This is a genomic window from Kibdelosporangium philippinense (assembly GCF_021390435.2).
In the GTDB taxonomy this organism is placed as follows: domain Bacteria; phylum Actinomycetota; class Actinomycetes; order Mycobacteriales; family Pseudonocardiaceae; genus Kibdelosporangium; species Kibdelosporangium philippinense.
The window spans coordinates 2,514,142-2,528,835 of the sequence record NZ_JAJVCN010000002.1 but is presented as its reverse complement, the minus strand read 5'-3'; the positions used below and the strand labels follow the sequence as shown (position 1 = coordinate 2,528,835).

Genomic DNA, 14,694 nt, shown 5'->3' with positions numbered 1-14,694 from the left:
TTGCTAACCCGCCACAAGGCCGATCGCCAAGATCATGATCACTCCACTGGAGACCAGCGCGGTGATCAACCGGCCGCGCGGCCCAGTGAGCACGCGTCCGACAAGGCTGCCGCCACCGGCGAGCAGCAGTTGCCAGCTTGCTGACGCCAGCAACACACCGAGGACGAACACCATGCCGTGCAGCAGATCCGGCACGACATCGGCCTGCATCCCAAGGACGAGCGCACCGAAGTAGATGATCGTCGCCGGGTTGAGGATGGTCAGCCCAAGCAGTCCAAAGTAGGCACTGCGCGCGGTGACTTCCTTGTGACCACTTTGCTTTCTGGCATCAACGACGGTCTTGACAGCCAATGCGACAAGCACGATCGCCGCGGCCCACCGCATCGGACCCGCTATCGGCTCGATCAAATTGGCGATCGCCGCGCCACCCAGAACGGCGGCGAGGGCGTACAGACCGTCCGCCGTCGCGACACCAAGGGCTGCGGCCGCACCGACACGCAACGAGGTTCTCGCGGTCAGGCTGATCAACAACGCGCCAATCGCCCCAACAGGGATTGCGACGCCATAACCAGCAACAATGCCCGCGAGGAACGCGCTGCTCATGACGCGGCAGCGTCGTACCTCCAGGACAAGCGCTGCTGTCGGCACGCTCCTGTCGCCGGTGCGACAGGACAGATGAGAGGCAGCTTTGTCATGTCCGTCAGGGTAAACACTGGTCTCAACCGATTTACTCGGTGTAACCGGACAATTACGGAAGTTTCGGACGAGGCCTTGTTCTGCGCATCCACTGGACGGGATAGTAAGGGCCGCCGCCACCTATGTATGGAAAGTTTCCTAATAAAGGAGACCCGATGCGGAAGATCCTTCTGCTCGCGGCAACCCTGCTGGCCGCAGGGCACCTTGGTGCCGGCGGCCACCGCGGGCGCGGACGTCACTCCGGTGGCCGGCCCGACGGCCAGCCAGTTACTGGCGAAAACCCAATCCTGCCGCCAGATTTCCAGCGGTAAGTACAAAACAGACAGCGAACTCGGTCGAACGATCTCGGTCTGCGATGCCAACGGCGCGGTCTGGTGGCGGGCGGATATGGACATCGACTGCGACGGTCAGCGCACCGCCCGGTGCAACGAACAGACCGACCCGTGGTTCCAGCCGGACACCGCTTTCCCTCGCTCGGACGGCAAACCCCTGATCGCTGACCAGACGCACTTCATCGTCGTGCCGAGCCCAAGCAGCACCTGGCGTTACACGTCTTCCGGCCTGGCTGGCGGCGGATCGTGTGCGGTGATCTACAACAACAAGGTCCTCTACGCCTCCATCGGCGACACCGGCCCGACCGACATCATCGGCGAGGCCTCGTACGCCACCGCGAAATCCCTGGGTATCGACCCGAACCCGGCGACAGGGGGCACAGACGGACCAGTGACCTACATCTGCTTCAAGAACTCCAAGGTCAGCCCGATCGAAAGCAACTCCGCGGCGACAAGCGTCGGCGAATCCCGCGCGAACCAGTTCGTAGCCAACAACTAGCAGCTCAGCCCTCGTGAGTGGTTAGCCGTGTTCTAACGCGGCTAACCACTCACGAGGAGTTGTTGAGCACCACAGGAATGGAGAGTGGGCCGTAGGTCAGGAAGGAAGGGCTGTAGGGGATTTCATCGACCGGGATCGCGGGCTTCATGTCGGGCAGGCGGTTGAACAGGGCCGACAGCGCCATTTCGCCTTCGATACGGGCGAGCGGGGCGCCGATGCACTGGTGTGGCCCGTGCCCGAAAGCCAAGTGTCCTTTTTGGTCACGAGTGATGTCGAACTGGTCGGCCAAGGGGCCGTGCTGCGCGGGATCCGTGCCGCTGCCGCCGATGCACAGCAGCAAGGCATCGCCTTCGAAAACCTGCTTACCCGCGACTTCGGTGTCAGCCAAGGCATACCGGAACAGCGAGCCATAGACCGGCGGCGTGCGGCGTAATGCTTCCTCGACCACGTCGGCCCAACGATTCTCGCCCATCGCGAGAGTCAGCTGGCTCGGATTGGCCAGCAGACCGACGATCGCGTGCCCGATCATGTGCAATGTGGTCTCGTGACCCGCGATGAGGATCAGATACAGACAGTCCACAAGCTCCTGGAGCGACAGCTGGTCATCGTTCTGGTCACGAACCAACGCGCTCGTCAGGTCGTCGCCGGGTTCCTGGCGTTTCCAATCAGCCAGGGCAGTCATGAACGCGATCAGCCGTTGCCCGGCGAGATGTGTCTCCTCAGCCGTTGCCTCATGGGAGAACAATGTCCGCGTCCACGAGCGCAGCCGAGCCCGGTCACCTGCGGGAATGCCGAACAGTTCGCAGATGACTGCCATCGGGACCTGCTCGGCGAACGACGGAACCAGATCGGCGACCTTGCCTTCGGCGACCACGGCGGCGATCAACGAGTCGACGATCTTGGCGACACTCTCCTTGAGCGCCTCGATGCGCTCCGCGGTGAACTCACGCATCAGCAGATTTCGAAGGCGCCCATGCGCGGAGCCGTCGCGCATGAGCATGTGTTCGCCGTAGACCAACGGCAGAAACGGCCAGCCGCCCGGCACCTGGCCGTCTCGTAACGCCGCCCAATGCGAGTAATGCTTGCCAAACCTGATGTCGTCCCCTTCGAGGACTTCACGGACGGCGGCATAGGTCGTCACCGCCCACACCTGGACACCGCCGGGGAGTTCGACCGGGATGACTGGTCCGGCCGCACGGAACCGGGCATACGTCAGCGGCAGAGCTTCCCCCAGCGCCGGGAGCCGGTAAACCGTGTTCACAACACAAGCTTGACGACGCTGGTTCCAGAACACCAAATTATTGGCAGACTGTTGCCGTTGGACGCCAGTCAAAATCTCGGTCAGAGACCACGGTGGACAGACGCGGGCCGCCACATCGGGTACAGCTTCGGCCCGTTGTCCGGCAAGGCGATCGGGCTGCCGGTCGGCTGGAATCCGAGGTGGACGTACAGCGCGAGGTTGCGCCGGTTCGTCGCCTCCAGATACGCGGGCATGCCCGCGATGTCCAGTTCCCGCAACCGGTGCTGGACCAACGCGGTGCCGATCCCCCTGCCCTGCAATTCGGGCAACACGCCGACGAAGGCCAAGTACTGGTGTGGACCTGTCGGGTGGGATTCCTCCATCGCGTGGTGCAAAGCGTGGAAACGCGGTGCGTACGGACCGCACATGATGTCGATGCGCTCGTCGAGGTCTCGTGGCGACGCGTGGGGCGGGCCGAACGCGGCCGGGAACCACACTGAAACACCCGAGAGCTCGCCCCCAGCGAACACTTCGCCCGCGCCGAGGGCGTGCTCGACGGTCATCGCCCAGTAAGCCGGATAGATCCGGCGCCGGTCCGCCGGGTCGGGCACGAGCCACTCGGCGATCTCACCGTCCACAAAGGCCTCACTGAGCACGTGGCTGACCGGGCCGATCGGGTGGTCGGCGCCGACCCGGAACACCTCGTGCCTGATCGGCGCCATCGCCAGGCCTGGGCTGGTGATCGACGGGAGCACGCCGGAGGAATCCGTGCGCTGCGGCGGCAGATCCTGGCTGGCCCGGCCGATCACGCTGTTGGCGCCGAGGCCGATCGCGGCGTAGGCCGCCGGTCGCGCGGACTTCAGGTAAGCGCCCCACGCCAGCCCGGCGACCCCGAACACGGCGAAGGTCGACGGCAGGATCCACACTGCGGGATGGTCCGTCGGCAGGCCAAGCAGAAGGGAGTACTTGTCCAACGTCTGCCACAGCACCCAAAGCAGCAACACCGAAGCGATGCCCGGCGCCACGAACTTGTGCCACGTGTCCTCGCCGGTATCCGTGCGTTTGACGAAGTACCCGATCACGGACATCGACGTCAGCGCCATCAGGATGATCACACCGAGCCCGCCGAACGTGGTGCCGATGAAGAACAGGTCGATCAACGGATCCAGTCCGACCACCGCGAACAGGATGATGACCACGAACGCCAACACGCTCTGCGCCAACGATCCGACGTACGGCGAACCGGTCCGCCGATTGGTTGAACCAAGTCCCGCGGGCAGCACCCGCTCACGCCCAAGCGCGAACAAGTACCGCGCGACGGTGTTGTGGAAGCTCACGAGCGCGGCGAACAGGCTTGTCACGATCAGGATCCGGCCACAGTCCACAATCCACTGTCCAAGGAAGCCTGCGTTGAAGTTGAAGACCAGGTCCGTCTGCTGTTCCGTCGCCGCGTCGACGATCTTGTCCGGGCCAATACCAACGGTCAATGCCCACGCGGACAACGCGTACAGCACACCGACGAACGCCACGGCGATGTAAGTAGCCCGTGCCACAGTGCGTTTCGGGTCACGACTCTCTTCGGCGTACACCGCGCCGCCTTCGAAGCCCACGAAGCCGGTCACCGCGGTCACGAGCAGCGCGCCAACACTTGTGGACACCAAAATGGACGGTGACAACGAGTCGAAGGTGATCGTGCCGTCGGCGGGGTTGGTCAGCTCGACCACGTTGAACACCAACATGATCAGACACTCGGCGGTCAGCAGGACGGCAAGAACGCGGCTGTTGAAGTCGATCCGCAGCACGCCAAGGACCGCGATAACCGCCCACGCACCCAAGGCCAGCACCCACCACGGCACGTCCCAGTCGAACCACGTGGTCAAGTGGGTGGCCAGGATCGCGCCGAACCCGCCGTACAGGCCGATCTGCATCGCGTTGTACGCGACCACAGCGACGAAGGACGCCCCGACTCCCGGGACACGGCCTAAACCTTGCGCCACATACGTATAGAAGGCGCCCGCGTTGGTGACGTGCCTGGACATCGCGACGTAACCGACCGCGAACACCGCGAGCACCACCGCGATCGCCGCGTACGCGATCGGGATGCCGATCGTCTTGGTATTGGCGAACGCGAGCACGGCGCCGCTGCCGATGACCGTGAGTGGCGCGGCCGCCGACACGATGAAGAAAACGATCGACGAGACACCGAGGCGGTTGCGCGCCAGCGCGGACGAGACGCGGCTAGGCCCGACACGGACAAGCGCGGTACTGGTCGATGAGCCAATTTTGTTGTCTACCAAAGCAAAGCTCCTTAGTCAGCGGCGACGGCCAAGCACCGCGTCGCCAACCGCGGCCTCAGTCTGCTTGGCGAGTTCGAGCAGGGGTGCCGGGAGTGCACGGCGCATTTCGTCCAATTGGGACCGCGCTCGATGCGGTCCGTGGTACCAGAGCAGGGCGGACAGCAGGCCGGTCGAGTGCGCGAGCGCGGCGAGCGTGACGTCCTGCATCAGCTTGTGGTCCATGCTGATCCTGGTCACTTCGAGCCCCGGATGCGGCCGCGCGAGCAGGTCGTGCAACCGGACTTCGGGGATCAGTGCCTGTTCCGCGTTCACCGCGCGGTACTGCATCGCCGGGCCACCCCACCATTTACGCAGCCGGACCTGGGCTAGGTGCCCGGCCACGTGCAGCCTGCTGCCGACCTTGTCGCGCGCGTCCTGGCTGAGGTACTCCAGCCAGACCCGGACGCTGTGCGGTGGTTCGGTGACGATGTCCCGCAACATGCTCGCGGCCAGTTGGTCGTTCGGCGGTGACGGGTCGAAGACGATGACCCGCCCGTCGGCGACCTCCAGCCTGCGGTCGAGTACCAGTTCAGCGAGCAGCGCCCCGGCGAGGCCGAGTTCGATCCCGGTGTCGTGCAGCCGCGGCACGATGGTGTCCGCGTCGTGGTTGTGCGCCACCAGGAAGAACTCGTCGGCAAGCCGGAGTGACGCTGAGTTCGGTGCCCGGCCGGTCACCGAGACCGTTCCGAGGTTCTCACCCGGCACGGCCGAACTGCGATAGTTGCTATGTCAACTGTCGAGTCCGACATCCGGGGAGGGTCAAGCACCGCAACAGGATGCCACCGACGATCACCGGTCAACACGATCGAAGGTCTGTCGTCACCCGATTGGTCGATCCGAAATTCTTGGATATACCAAACTGTGGTCGTTCCGTGGACGTATATCACCTAGTAGGCTCGGCCGTTCAAGATCGACAACTACGTGACGAAACGGGGTCGGGAAACAATAGTGCGAAAAACCTTCGCGGACGCGTCACGGCGCCGCACGGCAACCGTCTCTACGACGGGTAGGGAAGGCGTTGGCCCGACAACCGGGGAGGCAAGACAGAGGTGACTGCCCGCAAGGAATGGTCGGTGAGCTGCCGCGATATCGCGGGACGGCGACGCGACCTGACGGTGTTCGTCAGCGGTGGCCGCGTGGTACTGGTCTCCCCGCCGGGTGAGACCGCCGTGCTTACCCCACTTGACGTGGGCAGACTGCGCGCGGCGCTGAGGGATGCGGTGGTGGACGCGTCAGTGATCCATGAGCAGTAGAGTTTGATTCCTACTCGCCAGTAGGCATGGTTCCGCCATGACCGGCTACTTCGTGACGGGCGGAACCGGATTTCTGGGCAGCAGGCTGATATCGCGGCTGCTCACCCTGCCTGACTGTGCCGCGGTGTACGCACTGGTGCGCCCCGGTTCGCACACACGATTCGACAAACTCGCCCGGACATGGGATTCCGGGCGAGTCGTCCCGGTCACCGGTGATCTCGCCGAACCGATCACGGCACCGTTGTCAGGCGTGGACCACGTGATCCACCTCGGCGCGATCTACGATTTCACGGCCTATCGCGCGATCAACGAAATCACGAATGTGAACGGTACCGGTCACGTGATCGAATTCGCGGGCCGGATCGGCGCCAAATGGCTGCACCACGTTTCCTCGGTAGCGGTAGCCGGGGACTATCGAGGACGTTTCACTGAACGGGATTTCGATCTCGGCCAAAACCTGCCGTCCCCCTACCACTCGACAAAGTTCGAAGCGGAGAAGCTGGTCCGTACGCAGGACAAGGTTCCATGGCGGGTGTACCGGCCCTCGGCAGTAGTCGGCGACTCCCGTTCCGGCGAGATGGACAAGGTCGACGGTCCCTACTACTTCCTGCCCGCGATCACCCGGTTGTCGCGGTTGCCCGCCCGGCTTCCCTTGGTCGTGCCCCACCTTGGTTCGACGAACGTGGTTCCCGTGGACTATGTGGTCGACGCGCTGGTGCATCTGATGCATCAGGACGCGCCTTCGGGGTCGACCTATCACCTTGGTTCGGCCCGGAACCAGTCTTTGACCGAGGTGTACAACGCTTTCGCCGTTCCGGCTGGGGCGCCTCGGATCGTGGCCAGCCCTCGTGTTCCTGTGCTGGATCGAGCCGGGGTCCTTGCTGCGCGGGCGGTTGATCGCCTGCCGGGTGGGCGTGAGGTTCGGGATGCCGTGATGACCGAGATGGGGATTCCGCCTGAGGTCATTCCGCATATGGTGATGGAGCCCAAGTTTTCGACAGCCTCGACGGTCGCGGCTTTGGAAGGCAGTGGGATCACGTTGCTGCCCTTGGCTTCTTACGCGCCACGGTTGTTGCGGTATTGGTCGTCGCATTTGGACCCTTATCGCGCTCGCCGCGCTGACCGGTCGGATCCGTTGGCAGGGCGTCGGATTCCGGAGACCGCGCCCGAAGCTCGATCCCGCCCGCAGCCGCCCCTGGCGAGCGTGGCCGCGACCCTCACCCGCTCGGTGTGGCGAAAGCTGTAAATGCCCTCGTGAGTGGTTAGTCGTGTTCTAACGCGGCTAACCACTCACGAGGGATGACCTGGGGTTTCAGGCCACTGATAGCTCGCTGAAACCCTGTTGATCCGGGTTGCGGTCAGCCTTGTCATCATGAAAACGACAACCGTCTGGAACGCTCACCCCGCGCACTACTGGATGCACGGCCATCGGCCCGCGGAACCTGTCGAATTCGCTGACTCCGTGGGTTTCTGGAACATCTCCGGGTATTCGGAGGCTCATCAGATTCTGGCTGATCCGGTGACTTTCGTTTCCGATGTCGGGCAGTTCTTCCCTCAGGGTGACAGCGACGACCCTCTTGTCAAAGGGCTCTCTGAGGGGAATCTGTTGCAGATGGATGGTCCGGCTCACCGTGATCACCGCCGGGTTGTCAGTCGGGCGTTTACGCCGAAGATGGTTGCGGACCTGGAGCCTCGGATCGCCGAGATCGCGAATGGCCTTGTCGACGGCTTGGTTGGGCGGGACGAGTTCGACTTTGTCACTGAGGTGGCGCATCCGCTGCCGATCTCCGTCATCGCCGAGCTGCTTGGCGTGCCGGTGAGCGACCGCGACCTCTTTATCTACTGGGCGGACAAGTTGCTGGAGAGCAAGAACATCTATCACGAACCGAATCCCAGTGAAGACGTGCAGGCTGCTTCGATGGCCGCGTTGCGGGAATTCGCTCCGATGGTCGACTACCTGCATCAGCACACTGCCGAACGGCGCCGTCAGCCTCGGGAAGATCTGCTGACGGTATTGGCTCAGGCTGACATGACCGACAGCGAGGTTACTCATTTCGGGATTCTTCTTCTGTTCGCTGGGCACGTGACCACGACTTCGTTGCTGGGCAGCACGATCATGTGCCTTGACCGGCTCCCGGACACCTCAAGGAAAGTACGCGCGGACCGGTCCTTGGTCCCTGGGTTGATTGAAGAGTCCTTGAGGTTTGTCAGTCCGGTACCGGCTGTCTTTCGGGCGACCACTGTGGACACTGAGATCGGCGGCTACCCGATGCCCGCGAACCAGTTGCTGATGATCGCGCTCGGCGCCGTCAACCGGGATCCACGGCAGTTCGCCAACCCTGAGGAGTTCGATATCTTCCGGGATCCGAACCCGCACTTGGCGTTTGGACGTGGCGCGCATTTCTGTCTCGGTGCGCCACTTGCCCGGCTCGAAGGGCGGATCGCGATGAACATCCTGTTCGACCGGCTGGGCGAGTTGCGCGTCGGGACTCCGCCGACGTTTCATCCGTCGCCGGAGATGTGCGGGCCGAGGCACCTACCGGTCAAGCAGGTCCAGCGCGGCGATTCGTAGCTGGTCAAGCGACAGGGTGGCGTAGTGCGAGACTGCTTCGGCGTACGCCACCTTCTCGGCCGCGGCCCGCGCTCGCGAGGGGGACATCGTGGGCTGAAATCCGCGCAGGAAACGGAAACGCTCGGCCAAGGCGATCATTCGCGCGGCCTTGCGGGGTTGCGGTTCGGTCATTCCGACCGCCAGCAACAACGCGCCCCAAGTTGGGAATTCCCGCAAGAAGGGTGATGGGTTGACCGTCGGATGCTCAAGTAACCAGATCAATCTGTCCGGAAGGGACTGTACGAGATCCGCAACCTGTTCCAGGCGACCGTGTTGGGCGTGCGCGACCACAGTGGCCGCTTGGATCTCACTCAGCAGCGGGTCGATACCGGACGATCCGACCCGATACTCTGTGCCCACATGCGGGTTTATCCGGCCGAGCGCTGTCCGCCATGTCGACAGGCCCGCGTCGATCTGGTCACGGGCGAGCAGAACCTCCGCGCGGACACCGATGATGAACGCGCCTTCCGGTCCACTGCTGTCGATCGCGTTGTCCGCCACCGAATCCAGCCATCGTTCGACCGTGTCAAGCTTGCCCGCGTGCAGGTTGGCGAGAATCAGTGCCATGCCCTGGCCGCTCACGTCCGTTTCCAACGTGTGCAGCGCCGCAAGGTAGTGTGTTTCCGCTTCCTCGGGCTGTCCTATCTGGAGTAACAGGTCACCGACGCGGGCGTGCGTGGCGATCCTGAGCCACGGCGTCTCGTTCTCAACCAACTCCTGCGCTTGCCGGGCCGCCGCGAGTGCGGCATGTGGATCGAGTTCGCTTTCCTTGATATAGCTTGCTACGAAACTCGTCGCGGCGACGGCCAACGGTTGCTGACTGTCCTGATTGATCAGATAGGCCGCGATCGCCTTGGGCAGCGTGTCCGGTTTTACGGACGGCAAGCGCTTGAGAACGATCAGGCTACGCAGCGCTCGCGGCCCCTGGATCATGAACGTTGTGGCGGCGCACACGGCAGCCGCAGTCCTCGTCACCTCTATGTGCTCGGCTTCAGGGCGGTAGTGCAGGAGGACTCTCGTGATGTCGTCGGCGAGGGAAATCGTTCTGCTGTAATGGGATACCAGCAACCACGAGCAAGTGAGGACAGCAGCCGTGGCGGCAACAGTCGGGCCGTCGGCGCGTTTGATGCCGTACCGCAATGCCGCGATCAGGTTGTCCTGCTCGACATCGATCGGGAACACGGATCCCAGCGGATCAGGTCCGAAGAGGAGCTCGTGATGCGTAAGGCAGAAATCACGGGCCCATGCGAGGAACCGATCGACCTCGTCGCCACTTCGTTGCGCGGCAGCGAACTCACGGACAGTTTCGAGCATCTGAAACCGAGCACCGGCGGGGGTGTCGTGCACCTTGAGCAGTGATTGGTCGACCAAGTTCTCCACAGTCTCTTCGACACCAACGTGTTCAGCCGCGGCATAGCTGAATCCGGCCGGAAATACCGACAGCACGAGCATTGCTTGCTTTCCGGCTTCGTCGAGGAGGTTCCAGCTCCAGTCGACCACCCCGTGCAGGGTTCTGTGCCGGTCTGGCGCGTCACGGGAACCGCCGCGCAGCAACGTAAACCGGTCGTCCAATCGGCTGGCGATCTCGGGAATCGACATGACCCGCGCCTTCGCCGCCGCCAACTCGATCGCCAACGGGAGCCCGTCGAGGTGCGTACACAGCTCCTTGACAGCCCCCGAAGGCAGGTCCACCCCGGGACGCACGGCTTTCGCGCGTTGGCTGAACAACTCAACCGCCGCGGGCAACGGCAGTTCGCTGAGCGGGTACACGGTTTCCGATGAAAGACCTAGCCTGGCACGGCTTGTGGTCAGGATTCTCAGGTCTTTGCTCGCCGATACCAGTTCCTGCGCGAGTTTCCCGGCTCCATCGAGGACATGCTCGCAGTTGTCCAGTACCAGCAAGGCGGATTCGAGCGAGTTCAGCCGCTGCTCGCCGACGGCCGCCACGACTTCGTCCTCGACGTCCGTATCAGTCGCGACACCGGCAAGGGACACGAAATAGACGTGATACTCGGCTTCCCTGCTGACCGCGTGCGCCAGTCTCGTCTTGCCCATCCCACCGGGACCGATGATCGATGTGACCCTGGACTCCCGCAGCAAATTCGTCACGGCCGCGATGTCTGAATCCCTGCCTAGCAACGCATTCGGCTCGTGCGCCACGCCCTTCTTGAGGGTCTCACCCCGGAGCAAGCGCTGGTGCAAGGCTTGCAATGCGAACCCTGGATCGGTGCCCAGCTCGTCGGCGATTCGGCGGCGGTACTGGTCGTACGTGTTCAAAGCGCCCGCTGGGCCGTCGGTCGCGGCTGGGTACGGATCAGCTCAAGAAGCAGTTCCTCGTCATGCGACGACGAGGCGACGAGATCTTCCAGCGGAACCTTGGCTTCGGCGTGTTTGCCTGCCTTCGACAACGCCAGCGCGTGAGTCCGCAGAAGCGACCTGCGAGCCTGCTTTCTTTCCAAGCGCAGCAACGACAATGGGTCCGTGCCGTCGGTGCCTTCGCCGTTCCAGAGCCCGAGACCGGCTGCTGCTGTAGCTAACGCAGTCTCGAAATGTGCGGTCGTCAAGGCTTTTGCGCTGTCCGACGCGTAAGTCAGGATCGCCTCGGTGTCTACCTGTGCGTCGATCCGGTAGCCGGTCGGCGTGTTCACAACCAGGTCCGGCCCAAGCTGCCCACGAATCCGGGAAACCAGAATATGTACGGCTTTCGCTGGGTTCTCTGGTTGCTCGTCCGGCCAGAGCCCGTCGATCAGCGCGCCGATGCTCACGCCTCGCTTCACGTCGCCTGCCAGCAACGCGAGCACAGCGCGTAAGCGCGGAGCAGTGACCTCCTGCCCGCGATACGCCACCTTGCTCAGCAGGGTCAGCTCGATCGGCACTACTGGAGAATAGTCAGGCATCGACCATCCGCGCTCCGGCCCGGCGTTGACGGCGGTAGTCGCTGGGCGGCAACGAGAACTCCCGTTTGAACGCCTTGCTGAAGGCGAACTCGGACTGGTAGCCGACCTGACGCGCGATCGCGGCAAGCGGCTGGTCGCCACGGCTCAGCAACTGGCCTGCCGTCGTCATCCGCCACCAGGTGAGGTAGCTCAACGGCGGCTCGCCGACCAAGTCAGCGAACCGGCGCGCGAACGTCGCCCTGGCGAGCCTTGGCGGCGTGCCGCTCGGCAGGCCTGGCCATCCGCAGGAAGTCGCGGACCTCGTTGCCTTCCTGGTGTCAGACCAGGCCTCATGGATCACCGGCACGGAGTACCGGATCGATGGCGGGAACGTTCCTTCCGTCTAGCGACGCCGTTTGGCCGTACCGAACAAGCCCCGGGTGATCTCCCGTCCCAACGCACTCGCGGCCGAGCGCAGGAACGACTTCACCGGAGCGCTCGTCAGCACTTGCTCCAACGCGCCTGGCTTCTCCTTTTCCGGTGCCGGTTGCTCTTGAGGTTGCTCCTGGGGCTCCGCAGAGGGCGGCGCCACCTTGGCGGCGAGCTTCTCGTACGCCGACTCGCGGTCGATGGTCTCCGCGTACTTCGCGTGCAACTCGCTCGCGTTGGCAGCCTCACGGATCGCGTCGACGCCGATGGTGCCCATAAGCGAACGCGGTGCACGCAATCTCGTCCACGCGACGGGCGTGGGCGCGCCGCGCTCGCTCAGCACTGTGACGATCGCCTCGCCCGTACCAAGCGAAGTAAGGGCTTTGTCCAGCTCGTAGTGCTTGGTCGTCGGATACGTCTTCACCGTCTGCGCCAACGCCTTCTGGTCGTCCGGCGTGAACGCGCGCAACGCGTGCTGGATCCGGGCGCCGAGTTGGGACAGCACGGCGTTCGGGATGTCCGTGGGCAGCTGTGTGCAGAAGAACACACCGACGCCCTTGGAGCGGATCAGCTTCACGGTCTGCTCGATCTGCTCGAGGAAGGCTTTCGAGGCGTCGCTGAACAGCAGATGCGCCTCGTCCAGCACGAACACCAGCTTGGGTTTGTCCAGGTCACCGGCCTCTGGCAGCTCCTGGAAGAGCTCGGCGAGCAGCCACATCAGGAACGTTGAAAACAGCGCGGGCTTGTTCTGCAGCTCGCCGACCTCCAGCAGGGAGATCGTGCCGTCCTTGAGCAGATCCGCGACCGCGAGCTCGGGCTCGCCGAAGAACTCGTCACCGCCCTGAGCCTCCAGATTGGACAACGAACGCAGGATCACACCCGCCGTCGCGGCCGAGACACCGCCGAGCTCCTTCAAGTCGGCTTTGCCCTCGTCGCTGGTCAGATGCCCGATGACCGACCGCAGGTCCTTCACGTCGAGCAACGCGAGGCCGCGCTGATCGGCCCAGTGGAAAATCAGGCCGAGCGTGGCCTCCTGGGTGTCGTTCAGGCCGAGGACCTTCGACAGCAGGATCGGCCCGAAGCTCGTGATCGTGGCACGGACAGGGACGCCGGGACCACCCGTACCCAGCGAGATCGACTGGACCGGGAAGGCCGTCGGCTGCCAGGTGTCACCGGTCTCCTCGGCCCGCTTGGTCACCTTGTCGTTCGCCTCACCCGCCCGGGCGAGCCCGGACAGGTCACCTTTGATGTCGGCGAGCAACACCGGAACGCCCGCGCCCGCGCACTGCTCGGCGATCAACTGCAATGTCTTGGTCTTGCCGGTACCCGTCGCACCTGCCACCAGACCGTGCCGGTTCAGCGTCGCCAACGGGAGCTTGATCACCGCGGACGCGTCAACCTGGCCGTCCACCACGACCGTGCCCAGTTCCACCGCTTGGCCCTCGGTCACATAACCAGCGGCGATCTCCTGCGTTGTGTCCACCTTCAGCACGGTAGAACCGGGACACGCGTATCGCAGCTCGAAGCCCATACCGGGCGTCTCGGGATAGGCTCGACCAGGTGAGTGACCATCTGGTGTGGATCGACTGCGAGATGACCGGACTCGATCTGGTGAACGACGCGTTGATCGAGATCGCGGCGCTGGTGACCGATGCCGAGCTGAACATCCTCGGCGAAGGCGTGGATGTGGTGATCCACGCCACCGATGAGGTACTGGCGACCATGCCCGAAGTAGTCCGCGAGATGCACGCCAAATCCGGCCTCACCGAAGAAGTCCGCCGCTCAACGGTGACCCTGGCCGACGCCGAGCAGATGGTCCTCGACTACGTGCGGACGTACGTGCCGGAATCCCGCAGTGCGCCGCTCGCCGGAAACTCGATCGCGACCGACCGAGGCTTCATCGCGCGGGACATGAAAGCGCTGGACAACCACCTGCACTACCGGATGGTGGACGTCTCGTCGATCAAGGAACTGTGCCGCCGCTGGTACCCACGGATCTACTACGCACAGCCAGGCAAGGGCCTCGCGCATCGGGCCCTGGCGGACATCCGGGAGTCGATCAAGGAACTGGCGTACTACCGCAGCACAGCGTTCGTTCCCCAGCCCGGCCCGTCCAGTGAGGAAGCTCGCGCGGCGGCCGAGCGGGTACTCAAGACCCCCTGAATTTCAGGTGCTCGCGGGGGCACGCTACGATAATGTCGCTTCAAGTGAGAAGCACATGGTGGGTGTAGCTCAGTTGGTAGAGCACCTGGTTGTGGTCCAGGAAGTCGCGGGTTCAAGTCCCGTCACTCACCCCATGCCCCACCCCTGTCTCGCTTCGCTCGACTGGGGTGGGGTTCGTCTTATTTTGGGGGGCCGAGCCCCCCATACCCCCCACGGTGCGTGCTTCTTTTGATCCAGCGCTGGTTACTTTTGGGTTTGA

13 protein-coding genes, 1 tRNA gene and 1 pseudogene are annotated in these 14,694 nt (G+C 63.8%); 7 read left to right on the top strand and 8 right to left on the bottom strand.

The window, feature by feature from the left end:
* Positions 1-3 precede the first annotated feature (3 nt).
* Positions 4-603 carry a LysE family transporter gene (locus tag LWC34_RS30580; protein ID WP_233728520.1) on the bottom strand — a complete coding sequence of 200 codons (600 nt, stop codon included), beginning with the start codon at positions 601-603 and terminating at the stop codon, positions 4-6.
* Positions 604-851: 248 nt separating this feature from the next.
* On the opposite strand from LWC34_RS30580, the pseudogene LWC34_RS30575 reads away from it, so the two are divergent.
* Positions 852-1,527, top strand: a pseudogene (locus LWC34_RS30575) (glycoside hydrolase family 75 protein).
* A 49-nt stretch (positions 1,528-1,576) separates the two neighbouring features.
* Here the strand turns inward: LWC34_RS30575 and LWC34_RS58205 are convergent.
* From LWC34_RS58205 to LWC34_RS30560, 3 genes are all read right to left on the bottom strand, one after another.
* Entirely contained in the window at positions 1,577-2,788 is a 1,212-nt protein-coding gene (locus LWC34_RS58205; protein ID WP_233728519.1) for a cytochrome P450 family protein, read from the bottom strand.
* Between the two features lie 80 nt (positions 2,789-2,868).
* Positions 2,869-5,064: an amino acid permease gene (locus LWC34_RS30565; RefSeq protein ID WP_233728518.1), complete on the bottom strand. Its 2,196-nt coding sequence runs from the start codon at positions 5,062-5,064 to the stop codon at positions 2,869-2,871.
* A gap of 15 nt (positions 5,065-5,079) precedes the next feature.
* Positions 5,080-5,808, bottom strand: a complete 729-nt coding sequence (locus LWC34_RS30560; protein ID WP_233728517.1) for a GOLPH3/VPS74 family protein — start codon at positions 5,806-5,808, stop codon at positions 5,080-5,082.
* A 344-nt stretch (positions 5,809-6,152) separates the two neighbouring features.
* On the opposite strand from LWC34_RS30560, the gene LWC34_RS30555 reads away from it, so the two are divergent.
* From LWC34_RS30555 to LWC34_RS30545, 3 genes are all read left to right on the top strand, one after another.
* Entirely contained in the window at positions 6,153-6,356 is a 204-nt protein-coding gene (locus tag LWC34_RS30555; RefSeq protein ID WP_233728516.1) for a hypothetical protein, read from the top strand.
* A gap of 37 nt (positions 6,357-6,393) precedes the next feature.
* Positions 6,394-7,602, top strand: coding sequence for an SDR family oxidoreductase (locus LWC34_RS30550; RefSeq protein WP_233728515.1), 1,209 nt, complete (start codon positions 6,394-6,396; stop codon positions 7,600-7,602).
* A gap of 126 nt (positions 7,603-7,728) precedes the next feature.
* On the top strand, positions 7,729-8,928 hold the full coding sequence (locus tag LWC34_RS30545; RefSeq protein WP_233728514.1) for a cytochrome P450: 1,200 nt from the start codon (positions 7,729-7,731) through the stop codon (positions 8,926-8,928).
* Here the strand turns inward: LWC34_RS30545 and LWC34_RS30540 are convergent.
* The 3 genes from LWC34_RS30540 to LWC34_RS58995 are packed head-to-tail and all read right to left on the bottom strand — an operon-like array spanning position 8,893 to position 12,057.
* The gene (locus tag LWC34_RS30540) at positions 8,893-11,244 is read right to left on the bottom strand and encodes an ATP-binding protein (protein WP_284051672.1); all 2,352 of its coding nucleotides are present in this window, start codon (positions 11,242-11,244) and stop codon (positions 8,893-8,895) included. The genes LWC34_RS30545 and LWC34_RS30540 overlap by 36 nt on opposite strands.
* Positions 11,241-11,864, bottom strand: coding sequence for an AfsR/SARP family transcriptional regulator (locus tag LWC34_RS57185; protein WP_284051671.1), 624 nt, complete (start codon positions 11,862-11,864; stop codon positions 11,241-11,243). Before LWC34_RS57185 ends, LWC34_RS30540 begins: the two co-directional genes overlap by 4 nt.
* Positions 11,857-12,057 carry a helix-turn-helix domain-containing protein gene (locus tag LWC34_RS58995; protein ID WP_233728944.1) on the bottom strand — a complete coding sequence of 67 codons (201 nt, stop codon included), beginning with the start codon at positions 12,055-12,057 and terminating at the stop codon, positions 11,857-11,859. Before LWC34_RS58995 ends, LWC34_RS57185 begins: the two co-directional genes overlap by 8 nt.
* A gap of 64 nt (positions 12,058-12,121) precedes the next feature.
* Between LWC34_RS58995 and LWC34_RS58990 the strand changes: the two genes are divergently transcribed.
* Positions 12,122-12,250: an SDR family oxidoreductase gene (locus LWC34_RS58990; protein WP_372496650.1), complete on the top strand. Its 129-nt coding sequence runs from the start codon at positions 12,122-12,124 to the stop codon at positions 12,248-12,250.
* On the opposite strand, the gene LWC34_RS30525 is transcribed toward LWC34_RS58990, so the two are convergent.
* The gene (locus tag LWC34_RS30525) at positions 12,247-13,755 is read right to left on the bottom strand and encodes a helicase HerA-like domain-containing protein (RefSeq protein WP_233728513.1); all 1,509 of its coding nucleotides are present in this window, start codon (positions 13,753-13,755) and stop codon (positions 12,247-12,249) included. The two genes, LWC34_RS58990 and LWC34_RS30525, sit on opposite strands and share 4 nt — an antisense overlap.
* Positions 13,756-13,832: 77 nt before the next feature.
* Between LWC34_RS30525 and orn the strand changes: the two genes are divergently transcribed.
* Both orn and LWC34_RS30515 read left to right on the top strand, forming a co-directional pair.
* On the top strand, positions 13,833-14,435 hold the full coding sequence (gene orn / locus LWC34_RS30520; protein ID WP_233728512.1) for an oligoribonuclease: 603 nt from the start codon (positions 13,833-13,835) through the stop codon (positions 14,433-14,435).
* A gap of 58 nt (positions 14,436-14,493) precedes the next feature.
* Positions 14,494-14,569, top strand: a tRNA-His gene (locus tag LWC34_RS30515).
* Positions 14,570-14,694: the final 125 nt, after the last annotated feature.

Coding starts and splice junctions, on each gene's coding strand:
- LWC34_RS30580 (WP_233728520.1), bottom strand. CDS start 603: ATGAGCAGCGCGTTCCTCGCGGGCATTGTTGCTGGTTATGGCGTCGCA.
- LWC34_RS30550 (WP_233728515.1), top strand. CDS start 6,394: ATGACCGGCTACTTCGTGACGGGCGGAACCGGATTTCTGGGCAGCAGG.
- LWC34_RS30545 (WP_233728514.1), top strand. CDS start 7,729: ATGAAAACGACAACCGTCTGGAACGCTCACCCCGCGCACTACTGGATG.
- LWC34_RS57185 (WP_284051671.1), bottom strand. CDS start 11,864: ATGCCTGACTATTCTCCAGTAGTGCCGATCGAGCTGACCCTGCTGAGC.